Origin of the sequence: Mesorhizobium sp. M1D.F.Ca.ET.231.01.1.1 (genome assembly GCF_003999155.2) — a bacterium.
Taxonomy (GTDB): Bacteria; Pseudomonadota; Alphaproteobacteria; order Rhizobiales; family Rhizobiaceae; genus Mesorhizobium.
In genome coordinates, this window is record NZ_RZOZ02000013.1 from 22,063 (window position 1) to 40,246 (window position 18,184).

At 64.7% G+C, this 18,184-nt stretch carries 23 protein-coding genes; 8 read left to right on the top strand and 15 right to left on the bottom strand.

Annotated features, from left to right (window positions below; all coding sequences use genetic code 11):
• Positions 1–64: 64 nt before the first annotated feature.
• Positions 65–469: a homoprotocatechuate degradation operon regulator HpaR gene (gene hpaR, locus EN874_RS26915; RefSeq protein ID WP_127425846.1), complete on the bottom strand. Its 405-nt coding sequence runs from the start codon at positions 467–469 to the stop codon at positions 65–67.
• Between the two features lie 246 nt (positions 470–715).
• Between hpaR and EN874_RS33850 the strand changes: the two genes are divergently transcribed.
• A complete protein-coding gene (locus EN874_RS33850; RefSeq protein WP_168247626.1) occupies positions 716–892 on the top strand; it encodes a hypothetical protein in 177 nt (58 codons plus the stop codon).
• 156 nt (positions 893–1,048) lie between these two features.
• Here the strand turns inward: EN874_RS33850 and EN874_RS26920 are convergent, their stop codons facing one another.
• The 5 genes from EN874_RS26920 to EN874_RS26940 all read right to left on the bottom strand — a co-directional run bounded on the left by EN874_RS26920 (position 1,049) and on the right by EN874_RS26940 (position 5,720).
• The gene (locus EN874_RS26920; protein WP_127425847.1) at positions 1,049–2,068 is read right to left on the bottom strand and encodes an isopenicillin N synthase family oxygenase; all 1,020 of its coding nucleotides are present in this window, start codon (positions 2,066–2,068) and stop codon (positions 1,049–1,051) included.
• A 154-nt stretch (positions 2,069–2,222) separates the two neighbouring features.
• The gene (locus EN874_RS26925; protein ID WP_127425848.1) at positions 2,223–2,879 is read right to left on the bottom strand and encodes a methionine ABC transporter permease; all 657 of its coding nucleotides are present in this window, start codon (positions 2,877–2,879) and stop codon (positions 2,223–2,225) included.
• Positions 2,860–3,951: a methionine ABC transporter ATP-binding protein gene (locus tag EN874_RS26930; RefSeq protein WP_127425849.1), complete on the bottom strand. Its 1,092-nt coding sequence runs from the start codon at positions 3,949–3,951 to the stop codon at positions 2,860–2,862. Before EN874_RS26930 ends, EN874_RS26925 begins: the two co-directional genes overlap by 20 nt.
• Before the next feature lie 83 nt (positions 3,952–4,034).
• On the bottom strand, positions 4,035–4,886 hold the full coding sequence (locus tag EN874_RS26935; protein ID WP_127425850.1) for a MetQ/NlpA family lipoprotein: 852 nt from the start codon (positions 4,884–4,886) through the stop codon (positions 4,035–4,037).
• A 207-nt stretch (positions 4,887–5,093) separates the two neighbouring features.
• On the bottom strand, positions 5,094–5,720 hold the full coding sequence (locus tag EN874_RS26940; RefSeq protein ID WP_168247632.1) for an amino acid racemase: 627 nt from the start codon (positions 5,718–5,720) through the stop codon (positions 5,094–5,096).
• Between the two features lie 205 nt (positions 5,721–5,925).
• On the opposite strand from EN874_RS26940, the gene EN874_RS26945 reads away from it, so the two are divergent.
• Complete coding sequence (locus EN874_RS26945; protein ID WP_127425851.1) at positions 5,926–7,041, top strand: anhydro-N-acetylmuramic acid kinase; 1,116 nt, start codon at positions 5,926–5,928, stop codon at positions 7,039–7,041.
• On the opposite strand, the gene EN874_RS26950 is transcribed toward EN874_RS26945, so the two are convergent.
• Entirely contained in the window at positions 7,038–7,460 is a 423-nt protein-coding gene (locus EN874_RS26950; RefSeq protein WP_127425852.1) for a GNAT family N-acetyltransferase, read from the bottom strand. The two genes, EN874_RS26945 and EN874_RS26950, sit on opposite strands and share 4 nt — an antisense overlap.
• Positions 7,461–7,619: 159 nt before the next feature.
• On the opposite strand from EN874_RS26950, the gene EN874_RS26955 reads away from it, so the two are divergent.
• The 3 genes from EN874_RS26955 (at position 7,620) to EN874_RS26965 (ending at position 9,685) form a co-directional block, all read left to right on the top strand.
• On the top strand, positions 7,620–8,159 hold the full coding sequence (locus EN874_RS26955; protein ID WP_127425853.1) for a dihydrofolate reductase family protein: 540 nt from the start codon (positions 7,620–7,622) through the stop codon (positions 8,157–8,159).
• A gap of 257 nt (positions 8,160–8,416) precedes the next feature.
• Complete coding sequence (locus EN874_RS26960; protein ID WP_245513695.1) at positions 8,417–8,716, top strand: GFA family protein; 300 nt, start codon at positions 8,417–8,419, stop codon at positions 8,714–8,716.
• Between the two features lie 51 nt (positions 8,717–8,767).
• On the top strand, positions 8,768–9,685 hold the full coding sequence (locus tag EN874_RS26965) for a sigma-70 family RNA polymerase sigma factor (RefSeq protein ID WP_127425854.1): 918 nt from the start codon (positions 8,768–8,770) through the stop codon (positions 9,683–9,685).
• Positions 9,686–9,697: 12 nt separating this feature from the next.
• Here the strand turns inward: EN874_RS26965 and EN874_RS26970 are convergent, their stop codons facing one another.
• A complete protein-coding gene (locus EN874_RS26970; protein ID WP_127425855.1) occupies positions 9,698–10,876 on the bottom strand; it encodes an MFS transporter in 1,179 nt (392 codons plus the stop codon).
• Between the two features lie 48 nt (positions 10,877–10,924).
• Here EN874_RS26970 and EN874_RS26975 point away from each other — a divergent pair, with 48 nt between their 5' ends.
• A complete protein-coding gene (locus EN874_RS26975) occupies positions 10,925–11,464 on the top strand; it encodes an Lrp/AsnC family transcriptional regulator (RefSeq protein WP_127425856.1) in 540 nt (179 codons plus the stop codon).
• Between the two features lie 58 nt (positions 11,465–11,522).
• Here the strand turns inward: EN874_RS26975 and EN874_RS26980 are convergent, their stop codons facing one another.
• The 3 genes from EN874_RS26980 to EN874_RS26990 all read right to left on the bottom strand — a co-directional run bounded on the left by EN874_RS26980 (position 11,523) and on the right by EN874_RS26990 (position 13,324).
• On the bottom strand, positions 11,523–11,837 hold the full coding sequence (locus EN874_RS26980) for an EthD family reductase (protein ID WP_127425857.1): 315 nt from the start codon (positions 11,835–11,837) through the stop codon (positions 11,523–11,525).
• 85 nt (positions 11,838–11,922) lie between these two features.
• Positions 11,923–12,480 (bottom strand): hypothetical protein, encoded by a 558-nt coding sequence (locus EN874_RS26985; protein ID WP_127425858.1) that lies wholly within the window; start codon positions 12,478–12,480, stop codon positions 11,923–11,925.
• Between the two features lie 13 nt (positions 12,481–12,493).
• Positions 12,494–13,324: a class I SAM-dependent methyltransferase gene (locus EN874_RS26990; protein WP_127425859.1), complete on the bottom strand. Its 831-nt coding sequence runs from the start codon at positions 13,322–13,324 to the stop codon at positions 12,494–12,496.
• 84 nt (positions 13,325–13,408) lie between these two features.
• On the opposite strand from EN874_RS26990, the gene EN874_RS26995 reads away from it, so the two are divergent.
• The gene (locus EN874_RS26995; protein ID WP_127425860.1) at positions 13,409–14,365 is read left to right on the top strand and encodes a LysR family transcriptional regulator; all 957 of its coding nucleotides are present in this window, start codon (positions 13,409–13,411) and stop codon (positions 14,363–14,365) included.
• Positions 14,366–14,398: 33 nt separating this feature from the next.
• On the opposite strand, the gene EN874_RS27000 is transcribed toward EN874_RS26995, so the two are convergent.
• Complete coding sequence (locus EN874_RS27000; RefSeq protein ID WP_127425861.1) at positions 14,399–14,737, bottom strand: hypothetical protein; 339 nt, start codon at positions 14,735–14,737, stop codon at positions 14,399–14,401.
• Positions 14,734–15,567, bottom strand: a complete 834-nt coding sequence (locus EN874_RS27005) for a helix-turn-helix transcriptional regulator (RefSeq protein ID WP_127425862.1) — start codon at positions 15,565–15,567, stop codon at positions 14,734–14,736. The genes EN874_RS27000 and EN874_RS27005 overlap by 4 nt, the downstream gene beginning before the upstream one ends.
• Before the next feature lie 97 nt (positions 15,568–15,664).
• Between EN874_RS27005 and EN874_RS27010 the strand changes: the two genes are divergently transcribed.
• Positions 15,665–16,567 (top strand): SDR family oxidoreductase, encoded by a 903-nt coding sequence (locus tag EN874_RS27010; RefSeq protein ID WP_127425863.1) that lies wholly within the window; start codon positions 15,665–15,667, stop codon positions 16,565–16,567.
• Positions 16,568–16,622: 55 nt separating this feature from the next.
• Here EN874_RS27010 and EN874_RS27015 read toward each other — a convergent pair whose 3' ends face one another.
• Positions 16,623–17,330, bottom strand: coding sequence for a GntR family transcriptional regulator (locus EN874_RS27015; RefSeq protein ID WP_127425864.1), 708 nt, complete (start codon positions 17,328–17,330; stop codon positions 16,623–16,625).
• 107 nt (positions 17,331–17,437) lie between these two features.
• Positions 17,438–18,184 (bottom strand): aspartate/glutamate racemase family protein, encoded by a 747-nt coding sequence (locus EN874_RS27020; RefSeq protein WP_127425865.1) that lies wholly within the window; start codon positions 18,182–18,184, stop codon positions 17,438–17,440.

The window sequence follows — 18,184 nt, forward strand, 5'->3', positions numbered from 1 at the left end:
CGGCGGGAACAGCATCCGAAGAAGCTGGAGCGCGTCGCACCCCGGCCGGACGAGGTTCGGCCCCTCAGTTCTCGGTCGACTCCGACTGGATCAGGTTTTCCAGCATCTCCAGCAGGCGCGCGTGCTCTTCGGCGCCGTAGCGCTTCTCGATCGCCTCGTAGATAGCGAAGCGCTCGGGCGCCAGTTCTTCGACCAGCGCCACGCCGGCCGGGCTGATGGCGAGCAGGGCGCGGCGGCCGTCCTCCTTGACCTTGTTGCGGGTAATGAATGCCCGCACCTCTATCGCTCTGATGATGCGGGTGAGGCTGGGCGGCAGGATCGAGGCGCGGTTGGCGAGTTCGGTCGCTTCCAGCGGCCCGGCTTCGGCAAGCACGTGCAGCACGCGCCATTGCTGCTCGGTGATGTCGTGGCGGACAAGCATCGGCCGAAAATGCGCCATGATCACTTCGCGAGCGCGCAGAAGAGCCATCGGCAAAGAGCGGCGGGGGGTGGACGGCAGCAAATTCAGGTCTCCGAGAAATCCAATACAATACAATTTGCGGCAAAATTTTAAGGCTCGTATCGCAGCTCTATCCGCGGCCTTGCCGAGAGCGGCAATCTCGTCCACGGAAGCAGCATTGGCTTAAAAAACGATGCTTGGCATTCCGCGTCAAGACCTAATTTACATGTTAATTATAAGATCAACGATGTCGGGCTCCTTCATCGGGCCGGTCGAATGCCGACGGACGACGGATCGCTTCGGATTTCGGACCTTTTTGGTGCGATCCGCATCGCCTTCGCTTGCCCCGCCAATCTTCTCTTCTTTGCACAATTGCGGGATGGTAGCCGCAGTGCGATGTCCTTGCCCCAAAAGAAAAAGGCCGGGCGCGAAAGCGGCCCGGCCAAAAAATGAAGGTCATAACCTTCAGAGGGGAACATCGCCCGGCGCAATGGGAGGAAAACACCGGACGACACCCGTTATTTGGGCCTTGGCCGGCCGGTTTGCGACGAACTGATTTCCAAAAACTGAGCGAAACGCGAAAAAATATCGCTCGGACAGCACAAAATTTCAGCCTGCGGCCGCTGCCTTTTCCAGGAGATCGGCGTAATGCCGGCGCGCCACGTCGGGATGCGACCTCAGCCGGCTCTTCAGCACGTTGGTTCCGACGTTGCGGAACAGCGGATTGTCGGGATCGCTGGCCGGGCCCCGTGCCTCGGCCGCCAGTTCCTCCGGCAGGTCGAGCAGCGGAATCGTCGCGTCGAGCCGGGCGCTGAAGAAGAAGGGAACCGAAATCCGCTCGATGCCGGCCGGCGGCGTGACGACGCGGTGCACAGTTGCTCGCAGATAGCCGTTCGAGGCCAGTTCCAGCAGCTCGCCTATATTGACGACCAGCGTTCGCGGAATCGGGTCCACATCCACCCAGCTGCCGTCATATTCGACCTGCAGCCCCTTGTTCTCGTCCTGCAGCAAAAGGGTGAGGAAGCCGCCATCCTTGTGCGCGCCGACGCCCTGGTCATCGCCGGTGGCATCGCGGCCGGGATAGCGCACGATCTTCATGCGGTGGTTGGGCTCGCCGCGATAGATCGGATCGAAGGCGTCTTCCGGCTGGTCGAGCGACAGCGCGAAAGCCTTGAGCAGGCGGATCGCAACCTCGGTAGCCTTGCCCTGCCAGGCAAGCAGCGCCGGCTTCAGCTCGGGCAGCGCGGCCGGCCACTGGTTCGGGCCCTGCAGCCGCGTCCAGGCAGGCACGCCCCGCCCTTGCGAAATGGTCGCGCGCTCGACGCCGACGTCGAGCTGCTCGCGCCAGTCGGCCTTGCCCCTGGTGAGCTCCCCACCGGCACGCGTATAGCCGCGGAACTGCGGCGACTTCACCATCTCGATGCCGAGCTTGTCGGCTTCCGGCAACGCGAAGAACCGCCGCGCGGCATCGAGCACGGCGTCGATGTCCGGCTGTGTTATGGCGTGGCCGCTGAGATAGAAGAAGCCGACATCGCGGGCGGCGGTGCGCAGATCAAACAGGAAAGTCCGCAGTTCCGATTCGCCCTGCTCAAGGCGGTCGAGATCGAGCACGGGAATTATTCTTGCCATGGACAGGCTCCTCTCACGGCAACGATGACATGCGCGTCATTGCAGGTGAAGAAACGCGCCGACCAATCTCACCGCAAACGGAGCAAGCCGCCGCTCAATTCCGACGCTTTGCGGCAAATTGCGTTCATTGCGACCATCGCCTGCCGCGCGTCGTTCATGCGCGATGATCCAGCCGCGCGACCAGCCGGTCGCCGATCCACTGGATGCCGCAGACAAGCACGATCAGGACGACGACCACGGCGATCATGACGCTGGTCTCGAACCGCTGGTAGCCATAGCGGATGGCAAGATCGCCGAGACCGCCGGCGCCGATGGCGCCGGCCATGGCCGAGGCGCCGACCAGCGTCACCAGCGTCACCGTGAAGCCGGCGACGATGCCCGGCAGCGCTTCCGGCACCAGCACCTCGCGGATGATCGTCCAGCGGTTGCCGCCCATGGCGCGCGCCGCCTCGATCAGGCCGTGGTCCACCTCGCGCAGCGAGACTTCGGCGATGCGGGCATAGTAGGGCGTGGCCGCGATCGACAGCGGAACGATCGCCGCCCAGGTGCCGATCGAGGTGCCGACGATCAGCCGCGTCACCGGGATCAGCGCCACCAAAAGGATGATGAAGGGCACCGAGCGGAAGCCGTTGATCAAAGCGCCGAGGATACGATTCACCCAGAGGCTTTCGCCAATGCCGCCGCGATCGGTGGCGACCAGCGCCAGTCCAAGCGGCAGGCCGAAGACCAGCGAGATGAGGCCGGAAGCGCCGGTCATCAGCACGGTCTCCCAGATCGAGCGGAGCAGGAGTTCAAACAGGACCGGCGACATGGCCAAGCACCTCCACCCGCGCGCCGCGGTCTTTCAGGAATGTCGTTGTTCGCGCGAGATGCGCATTGTCGGCTCCGGAAACGGCCAGGAACAGCGTGCCGACAGGCTGCCGCTGGACATGGTCGACGCCGCCATGCACGAGGCGGAACGGGCCGGGCACCATCGCGGCGAGATCCGACAGCAATGCGCCGCGGGCGGCCTCGCCCGCCACATCGATCCTGAGGATCGTTTCCGTCCCCTCGCCCGCCGCGAGCCGGCTGGCGATCTCGGGCGGCAGTTGCGGCCGTATGCCGCCGAGCAGGCTTCTGGTGATCTCGGATTTTGGATCGGCGAAGACCTGCCAGACGGCGCCTTCCTCGACGATCCGCCCGGCATCAATCACCGCTACGCGGTCGGCGATCGAACGGATCACCTCCATTTCGTGCGTAATGAGCAGGATGGTGAGGCCGAGCCTGGAATTGATGTCCTTGAGCAGCGCCAGGATCGAGCGCGTCGTCTCCGGATCGAGCGCCGAGGTCGCCTCATCGGATAGAAGCAGCGCCGGTCGGGCCGCGAGCGCCCTGGCGATGCCGACGCGCTGCTTCTGCCCGCCCGACAGCGACGCCGGATAGGCCTTGGCCTTCTCCGACAGGCCGACGAGCTGCAGCAGCTCGGCAGCGCGCGCCAGGCGCTCGGCACGCGGCCGCCCTTCGATCTTGAGCGGCAGCGCGACGTTGTCCTCGACCGTCTTCGCCGACAACAGGTTGAAGTGCTGGAAGACCATGCCGATGCGACGGCGCAGCGGCTGCAAGGCGCGTTCGCCCAGGCGGCTGATCTCGCGGCCTTCGATGAAGACATCTCCGAAATCCGGACGCTCCAGGCCGTTGAGGCAACGGATCAGGGTCGACTTGCCGGCGCCGCTGCGGCCGATGATGCCGAGGATCTCGCCCTTGCGCACCGTGAGCGAAACGCCGTCGAGCGCCGCCGTCGCGCCGAAGCGGCGCTTCAGATCGACGAGGCGGACAACATCCTCCGACCCGTTGGGCTGGATGTGGACCGGATCGGCCGGCTCGGCCGTGACATGCTGGTTCATCTCACCTTCCGTTTCTGCGCCGCGCAAACGCGATGGCGGTCCGCTCGACAGCGGACTGCCCGTTGCTGCTAGCCAGGCGCCGATCAATAGGCGCTGATCCCGGTGCCCTTGTAGACCTTGTCGAACTCGGCCTTCACCGTCTCGTTCTGGTAGGAGGCGACCAGGGTCTTCACCCAGGGCTCGTTCTCAGCTCCGGCCTTGACGGCGATGAAGTTGCGGTAGGGATTGTCGGCCACCGGCTCCTGCGCGATGCGGTTTTCCGGCGTCAGGCCGCTCTTCAGCGCCCAGTCGGTGTTGACGACGGCGGCGTCGAGATCGTCGACCGAGCGGCCGACAATGCCGGCATCGAGCTCCTTGATCTCGAGCTTCTTCGGGTTCTCGGCAATGTCGGCGGTGGTCGCCAGGATGCCGGTGCCGTCTTTCAGCTTGATCAGGCCTTCATGCTCCAGCACATGCAGCGCGCGGCCTTCGTTGGAGGGATCGTTGGGCAGGCCGATGACGGCGCCTTCCGGCAGGTCGGCGACCTTGGCGTGCTTCTTCGAATAGAGGCCGATCGGCCAGACGCCAGTATAGCCCACGGGCACGATGTGATAGCCTTGCGTCTTGATCTGGTTGTCGAGATAGGGCTTGTGCTGGAAGGCGTTGGCGTCGATCTCGTCGCGCTCCAGCGCCTCGTTGGGCTGGGTATAGTCGTTGAAGACGACGGTCTCGATCGTCAGCCCTTTCTTGGCCGCCTCGGCGACGACGACGCGCCAGACATCCTCGTCCTCGCCGCTGATGATGCCGACCTTGATCGCCTTCTTGTTCTCGGCGAAGGACGGCGAGGGCGCCGTGAGGCCGATGACGGCGAATGTCGCGGCAAAGAGCGCGGCAAGTCCGGCGCGCCTGGTGATTGACGTAACGAGAGGTTTTGAAGCGTTGCCGAGGTCGGACATGATGCGTTCCTTGCGATCCTGAATTCATTTCGGCCTGGCGGAGCGCGAAGCCTTGATGTCAGCATCACCAATGCTGCCCGCCGGGGCAAAGAAGCGCTTTTCCTATCGAACGGAAGGTGGAAAATATTCTCTCAAAGATTTTATGACTTGGAGAACGCTGGCCGCCGTCGGGCAGACATTCGGCGCGGCGAAAGGTCGAAGCGGCGCCTATGAAGCCCGTTGCGCCGCGGACCAGGGCAATCGATCGTGTTCCCGCAGCCGCGACATGGTCGGCAGTCCTCTGGCTTCCTGCGTGGCAAAGCCCAATCGCGTCAGACAAGCCCGCGCCAAAGCCGCATTGCTGTCGATGACGTTCAATCCGTTCGTGTCGTTGAGGCTGGCGGCCACCACCGAGAGTTCGGTGCAGCCGAGCAGGGCGGCATCGGCGCCGGCCAGTTGCGCGAGATGAAGCGCGCGCTCGGTCTCGGTCGCCGCATCGGCGATGGAGCCGACCTTGACGAGGGCGATCGCGCTGTCGACCCGCTCCTGAAACTCCGTGCTTTCGGGAATGCAGTGCTCGAATCCGGCCGCCGAAATCCGCTCCTGATAGAAGCCGGAGACCAGCGTGCCCCGGGTTGCGAGGTTCGCGACGCGGCCCCTGTCCAGGCTGCGGCTGATTTCCGCCACCGCCGCGTCGCCGATGTGGATGATCTCGGCGCGCGAACCCGCCGCCAGCTGGTCGAACCAATGATGGGCGGTGTTGCACGGCATCGCGATGCAGGCGACGCCGAGCGCGTTGAGTGTCGAGACCGCGGCCCGCAGCGGCGCCAGCGGCCCGTCATGGTTGCCTAGGATCGCAGCGGATAGTTAATCGTTCCTTGCGCGGCCCTCGATAGGCTCGCGCCTTCGACGGCAAGAGGCAAGAACGACGTTGCTCCAATTTCGGCGCGCGACGCAAAAAGCTGGCGGTATAGGGTGACGGGTCCCGGAGTCCGCTAGAGACTTGCCTGTCGGGCCGATCCGTCCGACACGTGGTTCAAAGGCGATTCGAGGAGCGACCATGGAACCGATCTGGGCCGTCGGCCTGATGACCGGCACGGTGCTTGACGGCAACATCGACGTGGCGCTGATCAAGACCGACGGCGAGCGCATCGCCGACTTCGGCACCTATACTCTGGCTCCCTACCCGCAATCGATCCGTTCGCTTCTCGAAGAGACGCTGTGCCAGGCGCGCGCCTGGAATTTCGAAGGGCCGGAGCCGGCGATCTTCCGTGAAGCCGAGGAAGCGCTGACGCGCGCGCAGTCAGCCGCGGTCAGGGATCTTGTCGAGAGCCACGGCATGACCATGGCCGATATCGGCGTCGTCGGCTTCCATGGCCAGACCGTGCTGCATCGCGCGCCGCAGCCGGGCAAGATCGGGAGGACGCGTCAGCTTGGTGACGGCGAGTTGATGGCCGTCCTGCTCGGCACCAAGGTCGCCTATGACTTCCGCTCGGCTGATGTGGCGGCCGGCGGGCAAGGCGCGCCGCTGGCTGCCGCCTACCATGCGGCGCTGCTCAAGGAGGCGGACGCCAGCGGCGACACCGCCGTGCTCAATCTCGGCGGCGTCGGCAACATCACCTGGTGGGACGGCAAGGACGCAATCGTCGCCTTCGACACCGGTCCGGCCAATGCGCCGGTCAATGATTTCGTCAAGTCGAAGGGTCTCGGCGAGATGGATCGCGACGGCAGGCTGGCGGCCGCCGGCACGGTCGACGAGGCAAGGCTCGAGCGGCTGCTCCAGCATCCTTATCTGACAAAGCCCTACCCGAAGTCGCTCGACCGCTTCGACTTCACCGCGGCGATGGCCGACGGGCTCGGCGTGGAGGATGGGGCTGCGACGCTGACGGCCTTCACCGTGTCGGCCGTCGGCAAGGCGCTCGACCTGTTGCCGCGCCGGCCGAAACGATTGGCGGTCAGCGGCGGCGGTCGCCGCAACCCGACGATGATGGCAATGCTCGAGAGCCGCGCTCGCGTCGAAGTGGTCCAAGCCGAGGCCCTTGGCTGGAAGGGCGACGCGGTGGAAGCGGAGTGCTTTGCGTTCCTCGCTGTGCGCGTGCTGCGCGGCCTGCCGATCAGCTTTCCGAGCACCACCGGGGTGCCGCAGCCGATGCGCGGCGGAAAGCTGGCGGGTTAAGACAACTTCTTCTGCAGGAAGATGCGGCTGCGGCCGACGGGGAAGTCGGCAAGCGTGCCGAACGGCTGGTAGCCCTGGCGCTGATAGACCTTGGCGGCGGTTGGATTGAAGGTGTCGATCCAGGCGGCCTGGCAGCCGCGCGCCAGCGCTTCCCGTTCGGCGGCCTCCAGCATGCCGGCGGCGATGCGCCGGCCGCGCAGCCTTTCGTCGACCCAGAGCCATTGCACATAGAGCCAGCCCCAGGCGGTGTAGCCGGAGATGCCGGCGACGATCGCGCCGGCATCGTCCCGGACGAAGACGGCCAGCGTCTTGCGGCCCGACGCGCCGACATCGCCGTCATTGAAAGCGGTAAGGCTCTCGCCAACAAAGGCAAGGTCCCGCGGCAAGGGCTCGGCCGTGACTTCAAGGGTCGTCTTCATCGCGCTTCCGATCCGGCCGTTTCACTTCCAGGGCATATCGAAGGACCCGAGGCATCGGCAAGCCAACCCCGGTCCTCAAAAAAAATTTGCCGCGCCACGTATCCCGGAGCGCATCCCAAACGTCCTAGCAGCACCGGCCCTTCAACAGGAGAATTTGTGATGAGGAAATTGATAATCGGCAGCTTCGTCTCGCTCGACGGCGTGATCGAGGCGCCGATGAACTGGGCATCGCCCTTCTTTGTCGGAGATGCGCTGGAACATTCCTATGCCAAGGCCGGCGAGGCGGAGTATTTCCTGCTCGGGCGTGTGACCTACGAGCTGTTTTCCAGCCGATGGCCGCAGATTCAGGGCAAGTATATGGACCGCATGAACGGGCTGAAGAAGCTGGTCGCGTCACGAACCCTGAAAGATGTCGGCTGGAACGCTTCCCTGATCGAAGGCGACGTTGTCGATGGCCTCGCCGCGATCAAGGCTGAGGGCGGCGGCGACATATTGAAATACGGCATCACCCAGCTCGATCAGACCCTGCTCGCCGGCAAGCTGGTCGATGAATATCAGTTGTCGATCCTGCCGACGCGGGTCGGCTCCGGAAAGCGCGCTTTCCAGGATGTCGATCCTTCGCTGGTCAGGCTGGAGCTAACGGACACCCGCCGGTTCGAAAGCGGCGTCGTGACGCTGACCTATCGCGTGCTGAAATGACGGCGGCGCGCAATGAACTCGACCATGCCAGATGCCTGCCGCGAGAACCCGTCTCACGCCACGTATCCTTTTATCGCCGGCATACGTCTTGGAGGCAGGCCGGCGCGCGCCGGTCGGCGAGCGCTGAGATTATCGGGATATGCTGAAGACCTACGCAGGAAGCTGCCATTGCGGCAAAGTTCGATTCGAGGCCGATCGACCTCAGCCGGGGAACCGTCAAATGCAATTGCTCGACATGCACCAAGACTCGCTCCTGGGTGGGGTTCGTCGGTCCTCAGCACTTTCGCCTCACGTCTGGGGCCGAAGCGCAGGCCGAATATCAGTGGATCCCGCCCGGCAGGGAAGCGCCCAGCATCCAGTATCACTTCTGCGCGACCTGCGGCGTGCGCATGCCGGCGCGCGGCGACATCCCGATGCTTGGCGGTATCGTCTTCGCCATTCCGATTGCGGCTCTCGACGGGATCGATCCGGATGAACTGGCGACCGCGCCGGTAATGCATGTCGATGGCAGGCACGATCGCTTCGATCGGACTCCCGATGACATCAGGACGATGTAAGGTGGGCGGACCTTGCGCCGGTAAGACATGCAGAACGGTATTCGTGTTGTCATGACGATTCAGCCAAGATTTGAGCCCACCGGGCTCTTCGACATTCGTTACGCCGCATTCCTGGAAACGGTCGCGCATTTGCGGCAACGGCTGCACCGCTATTGCTCGCGTATGACCGGCTCGGCGCTCGACGGCGAGGACGTGATGCAGGAAACGCTGTTCGAGATCTATCGCAAGATCGAGATGATCGACGATCCGGGCGCTCTTCGTTCATGGCTGTTTCGCACCGCGCACAACCGCTGCATCGATTTCCTGCGCAACCAGCAAACACGCCGACGCGCCGAAGCCAATTTCGCGGTCGACGAGATCGTTCTGCCGGTCGAACCCGCCGGCCAGGGCGCCGATCGTGCCATCGAACGGCTGGTGATCCACCTGCCTCCGAAAGAACGGGCCTGCATTCTGCTGAAAGACGTCTTCGACCATTCGCTGGAAGAGATTGCCGATCTCGTCGGATCGACGGTCGGTGGCGTCAAAGCCGCATTGAGCCGTGGCCGCGCCAAGCTGGCCGCGCTGCCGGAGCAGCCGGCCGTGCGCCAGGAGCCTTCGCCGGACCCTGAGCTGTCGAAACTGCTCAACCGCTATATCGAACTCTTCAACCGCCGTGACTGGGACGGTGTGCGGGCATTGACCAGCGCCGACGCGCAACTGCGGGTCTCGGACTGCTTCAGGGGACACTTGTCGGAATCGATCTACTTCGTCGAATATGAAAAGGGCAAGGCGAACTGGCAGATGACGATTGGCACGGTCGATGACGAGATCGTGCTGCTCGTGGTCCACCGGGACGAAGCCGGCTGGAAACCGGCCTATCCGGTTCGGATCGAAGCCACCAACGGGATCATCAATCGGATCAGCGACTATTATGCATGCCCATGGCTGCTAAGGGCGGCGCGCACGGTCGTCGTTGCGAGCCCGAACTGACTGCGTGGACAGTCAGGCCGCCGACCGCCACGCCGCGGCACCTGCCGCCACCAGCATCAATCCGGCGGCGATCAAGGCGCAGTTGGCGAAGCCGAGACCTGTGTAGAGCGGGCCGAAGCCGGCGGTGCCGATGGTGACCGCAAGATAGGTGACCGCGCTGTTCAGGCCCATGATGGTGCCGCGCCGCGCGGGATCGAGCGCGGTCAGCCGCATCACCAGCACGTTGAGCCCGAAATGATTGGCCAGGCCCCAGGCAGCTATCGTTGCCATCAGCAGGCCGAAGACGCCGCTAGCCAAGGCCATAGCGACATAGACCGCGGCGACCAGGAGATAGGCGAAAGGCATGACGCGGCGGGCGCCGAGGCGATCGATGACGCCGTCGAGAAGCGCGGCAGCACCGAAGCCGAGGCCATAGGCGATCGCCGCAAGGCCGTTGGCGCTGACGGGTTCGCCGAGATCCTTATGCAGATGATCGCCGAGATAGCCATAGACGCCGTAGAAGGCGGTCATGAAGGCGCCGCAAGCGATCAGCAGCGGGACGATCCCAGGCACGGCCAGGGCGCCGAGCGGCGAAGGCGCGGGACCGCTTTTCCGGGCGTCGCGCAGCGAGCTCGCGGTAAGGCCGGCGACGGCGGTGCCGACCAGAAGCGCCACGGCAAAGAAGACGGCGCGCCAATGGATGAGATCGGCAAGCACGGCCGACAGCGACACGCCGGCGACCATGGACAGCGTCCAGCCGGTCAGCACGACGCCGATGGTGCCGCTCTCGCGGCCGGGCGGCGCGATCGCCGCCGCGCTGGCATAGATCGCCGGCATGGCGACGCCGGCGGCGATGCCGGCGACGAACTGGGCAGCGACCAGTGCCGCCACCGTCGGCGCCAGGGCGCTGGCGATCAGCGCCAGCGCGAGCAGCAGCAAAGCGCCCTGCAGCATGCGGCGCGCGCCGATCCTGTCGATGTAGCGGGCGAGGAAGAGCGCGCTGGCCGAGGTGCCGAGGCCGAAAGCGGCAGCGGCCGTCATCACCGCCGGCACGCTCGCCCCGAACGATGCCGCGACGGCGGGCGCGATCGGCCCGAGAACCAGCGAGTTGGAGCCGATGACGGCGATGCAGCCGGTGAGCAGGTAGGCCGCCGCCGGAATCGGCATGCGGGGCGCGGCGGTCAGAATTGCTGATTGATCACTGTTCGACATATCTCCATAATGGCCGAATTAAATTCAGCATCAATGGAGAATTTCCATATGGACGCAGAAACAGATGACGTTCAGCGGAACAGGCAACCTACCCGCGAGGTCGACCCGATCGACCGAAAAATATTAGGCGTGCTCGTCGAGGACGCGACCATCAGCTATGCCGAGCTTGGCGAGCGTGTTGGCCTCTCGCCGCCGGCCGCGCATGAGCGGGTGAAGCGGCTCAGGCGCAGCGGCGCCATCCGCGCCACCTCGGCGATCATCGATCCGAAGGCGGTGAAGAAGCCGCTGCTCGCCTTCGTGCATATCGACACAAGAGGCTGGGGCAAGACGCCGGAGCTGATGGCGATCTCGGAATGTCCGGAAGTGGAGGAGATCCATTCCGTCGCCGGCGACACCTGCATGCTGCTCAAGGTGCGCACCGAGGACACGCGGGCGCTGGAAGGGCTGCTGTCGCGGATCTATGAGACGCCGGGCGTGGTCTCGACGCGCAGCTACGTCGTGTTGTCGACCTATCTCGAACGGCCGGTGCAGCCGGACATCACGGCCGAATGGCCGACGCCAACGCACATGGCTGCGCCGGTGTACTAGGCTGCATCGAGGCCGATTGGCCGTCATTTCATCCGTTCGCCCGCCGAACAGGGCGGGCTCAGACCTCCCTATTGTCGAAAAGGAACATCTGAACACCCGAGTCGTCAGGTGCGTAAATTCGGCGATCCGCCCCGGCTGCTCGTCCCTCCGGGCTTGCGAACGCTTTTTCAAGCGTCGCAAGGTCGTCGAAATACAGCGCTCCGATCCGATGAATGCCGGAGGCTCCCACGGGCGTCACGATGGGGCCGTCGCTGACCTCGTATTTCCTGAGACCCGGAAGCTTCTTGGCGAGAGGCACGTGGATATCGAAGTAGTGTCGATCAAACGCCTGAACGTCCTTCGGCGTCGGGTAAATAACGACCATAAGGGCCATTGCGGTGCTCCTTTGTTTCGGACACAGCAAGGACGATCCGAAGGATGCGAACGGAACGCGAGGCAGGAAACGCTGATGACCGAGATCATCGAGCGGATGAAGGAGAGCGGAGGGAGTTGAGGCCGCCTGTTTCCTGATCGCCGGTGGCCGTCGCGGGCTTGGGCTGTGGGCGAGCCAGCAGATAGAAGGCGGCGACATGCGTGACCATCAGCAGGGGCACATAGATGATCGGGATCGCGTAGGTCGCACCCAACTGCCCGGCCAGGGATGGAAGGTCGAGCACGGTGCCGTGATAGTAGTCGACGACAATGTCGACGATTCCGACGACATTGAAGGCGACGACGAGCGGCCAGAAGATCGACGGCCTCCTCGCCGCCAGCAGCGCCAGCATGGCCAGAAGTCCGGTCGCGAAGTCACCATAGGCGGCAAAGACGGCGAAGCCTGCGGGCAGGTTCGGACCGACGACGCCCGGAAGCAGGAAGACCAGCCCGAAGAAGCGGAAGCTGTGCAGCGTGGCGATGGCGCGCTGCGCCTCGACATGGTCCATGAGCTTGAGCTTTGGCCATATGTAAGTGCCGAAGCAAAGCAGCCAGGGCACATAGCCCAGGACGAGATGGATGTTGAAGATCGTCGCTGGCGACATTTTTCGTCTCCTCTCAGCTCTTGATTGGAACGGCTTCGAACACGGCACTCATGACACCCAGCCGGCCTTCCATCAGATTGCGCCCGAGATTGGCTGCGAAATCCGCGAAACCCGGCCCCATGACGACGCCGAGATTAAGCGAAGGCGGCGGCCCGGACGCCCGCAGCGCCGCGAACCAGGTCTTGGCTTCCGCGGTATCGTCCTGCTGGACAAGCATGCGGAACCCCGCGACCTCGATCGCCTCGCAGGTCGCGGCGGCGGAGAGCAGGAAGCTTTCCGCCGGCGTCTTCGCCCAGGGCACCGGGTAGTGCGGGTCGCCGCCGTTCAGCACGACGTCGAAGGTGGCGAATTTTCCGCCCGGCTTCAGCATGCGCCGGATCTCGCCATAAAGCAGCGGGCGGTCCGCGATGTTCATCGCCACATGCTGCAGCAACACGACGTCGAAGCCGCCGTCGTCGAAGGGAAGCGCCAGCGCGCTGCCGGCCTTGAACGAAACGGTTCCACCCTGCCCCGTCCGCGCAGTCAGATATTGCGCGGCTTCGACGAACGCCTCGCTGAGGTCGATGCCTGTCACCTCGCAGTCGTAGGTCGCGGCGAGAAACCGGGCCGGCCCGCCCACCCCCGATCCGACGTCGAGCACCGACATGCCGGCCGTTATGCCGGCCAATTTGGCAAGCTCGGCCGTCGCGGCGAGCCCGCGGGTGTGGAACTGGTCGAGGGTGGCAAGTTGCTCAGGCTTGAGCCGCTGTCCGTCCGGGCCCAAAACAGCCAGCGCCATCTTCAGGCGCTCGGCCAGACCGGTCGCGCGGTAGTGATCGCGCACGCGATCGAAATCGTCTGTCATTTGCCGCTTCCTTCAGGCTTCCAATCCACAACAGAGGTACGACCGCTTTGTGCCGGCAACTATCCGCGATAATGTCGATGGGTCATGAAGCAGAACTTCACAGTCAGGCATGGCGCGCTTGACGGCGTCGAGGTGTTCCTGAGCGTCGCCAGGTATCGCAATTTCCGCAAGGCGGCGGCGGAGCTTGGCGTCACCCCGTCGGCGATCAGCCAGGCCATACGGACGCTCGAGGCGCGCATCGGCGCCGCGCTCTTCGTCCGCACGACCCGCAGCGTCGGACTGACCGAGGCGGGCGAGCGCTTCTTCGCGCGCGCCCGGCCCGCGTTCGAGGAATTGATCGCCGCCAGCGAGATCGCGCGCGGGATAGGGCAGCGGCCGGCGGGCCTTTTGCGCCTCTCGGTACCGCCCGCGGTGGTGCCGACACTGCTGGAGCCGATGATAGCGTCCTTCTGCCAGGCCTATCCCGAGATCGAACTGGAGGTCGTGGCAAGCGGCGAACTGACCGACCTTGCAGCCGAGGGGTTCGACGCCGGCATCCGCATGGGCGATTTGATCGCGCCCGATATGGTTGCCGTCCGACTGTCGCCGTCCTTCCCGATGATGGTGGTCGGCAGTCCCGAATACCTACGTTCCCGAACGGTGCCGGAGCGCATCGAGGATCTGCGCCACCACGCCTGCCTGCGCCTGCGTCGATCGAACGGCACCGTCGCACCGTGGCGCTTTGCCCAAGGCAACAAGGCGATCGAGGCAATCGTCAGCGGACCACTCATCGCGCACGACTACCCCACGCTCCTCGGAGCCGCGATCCAGGGCGCCGGACTTGCCCAGGTGCCCGGCCCGATTGCCAGTTCGCCAATCGCGGACGGACGCCTGAAGACGCTGCTGACGGCATTTGCCGTCAGCTCGCCGGGTGTCTTTCTCTACTACCCCGAAAGGCATCAGGTCCTGCCGAAGCTGCGCGCATTCATCGATCATATCCGCTCGCAAGGCGGCAGTGAGACTTCCCGAAAACGGTCGCAGGAACGGCAGGCTCAGGCCTGACGCATCATCGTCGGACCTCCAGCCGTCAGCGCCCTACTCCTTGGCGTGCCACGCAAGGAACCTACGGATCTCCTGCCGCTTGTCTTCCGCCAAACCCGAAAGCTGGTTCTCGTCCAGGTATCCTTCCCGGATGAGAACCGCGAAAACGACGGTAAGCTGTGAGTAACGATAGTCGAACATCCGATCGATTTTTCGCCGCTGCTGCCGCAGATAGTCTTCTATCTCCCACATGTCAGCAGGTGTCGTCACGGCGCCGGCCTTGCTTTTGAGTTCGGCCATCACCTTGCCGAGCGCTACCTCCAGCGCCGCATCGAAGGCCCGGCGCGCGACCTTCTTTTCCGACCCAGTCCACCCGATGTCATTAACGTTCACGACTGTCTCCTCCCGATCAGCGCTTGAATGCGTTCGGCGTCCGAGGCGTTTACGGGGTTGTAGACCACCATGCCGAGCTCAGGACGGCCGTCGACCGCGAAAACCGAGAATTCCAGCTCGATCAGGCCGATCTCGGGGTGCCGGAGACGCTTCACCCCTTCGCCGTGAGCGGCAACGAGGTCGTTGTCCCGCCACAGCGCCTCGAATTCCGGACTGGTCCGCGAAAGTTCCTCGACCAGTTCGGCGATTTCCGCGCCGGCGCCGGCGCGAGCGGCATCGGCCCGGAATGACCCGACCACGAAGCGGGCGACACTTAGCCAATCATCCTGCGCGGCGCGCACGCGCGGGTTGCCGAACATCAGGCGCAGGATGTTGCGCTGCTCGCGGGGAAGCTTGGAATAGTCGGTCAGCAGCGCGGCGGCGGCGCGATTCCATGCAACGACGTCCCAGGTCGCAGTCTTGATGATTGCCGGACTGGTCTCGAGGGCGTCCAGCACGCGTTGCAGGCGTGGCGTCACGCTGTCCACGTTTCTGTAGCGGACCTCCGGCGGACGCCCGAGGCCCAGCATGAACAGGTGCTCGCGTTCGGGCTCGGTCAGCATCAGGCCGGTGGCGATGCGGTTGAGCACGTCCGCCGACGGCGCGCCGCCCCTGCCCTGCTCCAGCCAGGTATACCAGGTCGGGCTGATGTTGGCGCGCTGCGCCACCTCTTCGCGGCGTAATCCTTGCGTGCGCCGGCGCCCGGTGGCGAAGCCGAAGGCGACCGGATCGAGGCGCATGCGTCGATCCCGCAGGAAATTGCCGAGCTTGTTGACGGTCTCCGCAGGCATGGCGATCCTGTTGATGATTATACCATGATAAAATCACTACTTTAACAGGATGATTTATAGCGCGAAAAGGACCTCCGAACAACCTAGGAGATCTCCCATGCGTGTATTCCTTACCGGCGCGACCGGCTTCATTGGTTCCAGAATCGTGCCCGAACTTCTTGCCGCCGGGCATCAGGTGCTTGGCCTGACCCGCTCCGATGCCGGTGCGCGGTCGCTTGCGGCCGCCGGCGCCGAGGCGCATCGCGGCGACCTCAAAGACCTCGATAGCCTTCGCGATGGCGCCGCAAAATCGGACGCGGTGATCCACACCGCCTTCGACCACAATTTTTCGAATTTCGTCGCGAATTGCGAGAAGGACAAGCGCGTGATCGAGGCGCTCGGCGGCGCGCTCGCCGGCTCGGACCGGCTGCTCATCATCACGTCAGGTGTGGGCATGGGCTCTGCCGAACACGGGCAGCCGGCGAAGGAAGACGTGTTCAACACCGACCATCCCAATCCGCGCATCCTGTCGGAGCTTACCGGCGCGGCGATGGCTGAGAAGGGTGTCAAAGTATCGGTGGTGCGCCTGCCGCAGGTGCATGACACGGTGAAGCAGGGCCTGATCACGCCGCTCATCGACCTGACGCGCGCCAAGGGCGTCTCGGCCTATGTCGGCGAAGGCCGCAACCGGTGGTCGGCGGGGCATGTGCTCGATGTCGCGAAGCTCTACCGTCTGGCGCTGGACAAGCAGGAAGTCGGCGTGCGCTACAACGCCGTCGCCGAGGAAGGCATTTCCGTGCGCGAGATCGCGCAAGTGATCGGCGCCGGCCTCAACGTGCCGGTGGTCTCGCTCTCACAGGAAGAAGCGGCGAATCATTTCGGATGGCTTTCGATATTCGCGGGTCTCGATATGCCGGCTTCGAGCGAATGGACGCGTGCGCATCTCGGCTGGCAGCCAACCGGCCCCGGCCTTATCGCCGACCTCGAGCGGGTGGATTATTCGCAGGCGGCAGCGGCCTAGCCGGCTTGCCGGGCGGTTCGGCGCTCAAGCCGAACCGCTTCAGGTGTCTGCTGCTTCAGAAGCGCAGCAGATCCGAGAGGCTGTCCGACTTCTCCACCTTGTCGGTGAGGTCGAGCCCCGACAGCAGATCGACTAGGTGGCTGTTCATCAGGGCGGCGGCATTGGCGCTGTCGCCGGCTTCGATCGCGTCGACCAGGGCGTGATGGGCGTGCTTCTCGCAGGTCGCGTCGCGGCGCTTCCAATAGAGCGCGATGATCAGCGAGGAATGCGAGACGAGGTCGCGCACGAAGTTGGTGAACACCGAGTGCGCGGCGATCTCGGCGATGCCGACATGAAAGCGCGCCGACAGCATGATGGCGTCGCTGTCACGGCCGTCATGCAGCGCGTGATGCTCCTTCTCCAGATGCGCGCGCAGCTGCGCGATATCCGATGGCACCGCCGCCTTGGCGGCAAGTGCCGCCACCTTGGGCTCGATCAGGGCGCGGGCCTCGAACACCTCGCGCGCCTCGATCTTCGAGGGCTGCGCGACGAAGGCGCCGCGATTGGGCTCCAGCCGCGCCAGCCGATCATGCGCCAGGGCCTGCAGGGCGGCGCGGACGACGGTGCGGCTCACCGAATAGATCGATGCCAGCTCGTCTTCCGGCAGCTTGGTGCCCGGTGCGAGACGATGGCTGACGATGGCGTCCCTCAGCCCATAGTAGATCGGCGACCAGCGCGCTGCCGGCCTGTCATCGCGATCGTCTTCCTTAAGTACCGTCAACATGCTTTCAATGCGCAGACCCGATCCGGCCTGATCTGCCCCCAAATCGCCAGCAGCCGATTCAATCTAATATCGCTCGCGCCCCGGTCAATCCCGCCGAATTCGTCGTGCTAACCTTGCGAACCGGCGCCTGCCGGCGACGCCGAGGCAAAGATACCGGCGAAACGCTTGCTGCGCGGCGCGGCATAGCCGCCGACCTTCGATGTCTTCAGACCGACCTTGAGCAAGCTCTCGGCCAGCGTCACCGCGCAGACGACGCCGTCGAGGACGGGAACGCCATGCTGCTGCGAAAGCTCGTGGGCGAGGTCGGCCATGCCGGCGCAGCCAAGCACGATCGCCTCGGCGTGATCCTCGCGGACGGCGCGCGCGATCTCGTCCGATATCTTGTGCCTGGCATTGGAGCCGGGCTGTTCGAGGTCGAGCACTGCCACTTCGGAGGAGCGCACCTTGGCGCAGCGCGAGGCAAGCCCGTATTTCGCCAGATTGTGCTCGATGGCGGGGACCGAGCGGGCAAGCGTGGTGACGACGCTGAACTTGCCGGCGACGAGGCTGGCGAGATGGAAGGCCGCCTCGCCGATGCCGATGACCGGAGCTTGCGTCGCGCAGCGCGCGGCATCGAGCCCGGTGTCGTCGAAGCAGGCGATCACATAGGCGTCGGCCGCAGGTGCCTTGCCCATCTCGGCGATGATGCCCGGCACGGCGAAGACCTCGTCGAAATAGCCCTCGATGCTCGGCGGACCGTCGGCCGGATTGACGGCGACGATCTCGGTTCCCGTGGAGGCAACGCTTGCCGCCGCCTTGCCGATCTTGGCGGTCATCGACGCGGTCGTGTTGGGGTTGATAACGAGTATGCGCAT

Excerpts from the sequence above, each read along its gene's own strand:
- EN874_RS26995 (WP_127425860.1), top strand. The coding sequence starts at position 13,409 with ATGAAGCAGAACTTCACAGTCAGGCATGGCGCGCTTGACGGCGTCGAG.
- EN874_RS26925 (WP_127425848.1), bottom strand. The coding sequence starts at position 2,879 with ATGTCGCCGGTCCTGTTTGAACTCCTGCTCCGCTCGATCTGGGAGACC.
- EN874_RS26930 (WP_127425849.1), bottom strand. The coding sequence starts at position 3,951 with ATGAACCAGCATGTCACGGCCGAGCCGGCCGATCCGGTCCACATCCAG.
- EN874_RS26950 (WP_127425852.1), bottom strand. The coding sequence starts at position 7,460 with ATGAAGACGACCCTTGAAGTCACGGCCGAGCCCTTGCCGCGGGACCTT.
- EN874_RS27005 (WP_127425862.1), bottom strand. The coding sequence starts at position 15,567 with ATGCCTGCGGAGACCGTCAACAAGCTCGGCAATTTCCTGCGGGATCGA.
- EN874_RS26985 (WP_127425858.1), bottom strand. The coding sequence starts at position 12,480 with ATGTCGCCAGCGACGATCTTCAACATCCATCTCGTCCTGGGCTATGTG.
- EN874_RS26935 (WP_127425850.1), bottom strand. The coding sequence starts at position 4,886 with ATGTCCGACCTCGGCAACGCTTCAAAACCTCTCGTTACGTCAATCACC.
- EN874_RS27020 (WP_127425865.1), bottom strand. The coding sequence starts at position 18,184 with ATGCGCATACTCGTTATCAACCCCAACACGACCGCGTCGATGACCGCC.
- EN874_RS26990 (WP_127425859.1), bottom strand. The coding sequence starts at position 13,324 with ATGACAGACGATTTCGATCGCGTGCGCGATCACTACCGCGCGACCGGT.
- EN874_RS26955 (WP_127425853.1), top strand. The coding sequence starts at position 7,620 with ATGAGGAAATTGATAATCGGCAGCTTCGTCTCGCTCGACGGCGTGATC.
- EN874_RS26945 (WP_127425851.1), top strand. The coding sequence starts at position 5,926 with ATGGAACCGATCTGGGCCGTCGGCCTGATGACCGGCACGGTGCTTGAC.
- EN874_RS26980 (WP_127425857.1), bottom strand. The coding sequence starts at position 11,837 with ATGGCCCTTATGGTCGTTATTTACCCGACGCCGAAGGACGTTCAGGCG.
- EN874_RS27010 (WP_127425863.1), top strand. The coding sequence starts at position 15,665 with ATGCGTGTATTCCTTACCGGCGCGACCGGCTTCATTGGTTCCAGAATC.
- EN874_RS27015 (WP_127425864.1), bottom strand. The coding sequence starts at position 17,330 with ATGTTGACGGTACTTAAGGAAGACGATCGCGATGACAGGCCGGCAGCG.
- EN874_RS26965 (WP_127425854.1), top strand. The coding sequence starts at position 8,768 with ATGACGATTCAGCCAAGATTTGAGCCCACCGGGCTCTTCGACATTCGT.
- EN874_RS26975 (WP_127425856.1), top strand. The coding sequence starts at position 10,925 with ATGGACGCAGAAACAGATGACGTTCAGCGGAACAGGCAACCTACCCGC.
- EN874_RS26920 (WP_127425847.1), bottom strand. The coding sequence starts at position 2,068 with ATGGCAAGAATAATTCCCGTGCTCGATCTCGACCGCCTTGAGCAGGGC.
- hpaR (WP_127425846.1), bottom strand. The coding sequence starts at position 469 with ATGGCTCTTCTGCGCGCTCGCGAAGTGATCATGGCGCATTTTCGGCCG.
- EN874_RS26970 (WP_127425855.1), bottom strand. The coding sequence starts at position 10,876 with ATGTCGAACAGTGATCAATCAGCAATTCTGACCGCCGCGCCCCGCATG.
- EN874_RS33850 (WP_168247626.1), top strand. The coding sequence starts at position 716 with ATGCCGACGGACGACGGATCGCTTCGGATTTCGGACCTTTTTGGTGCG.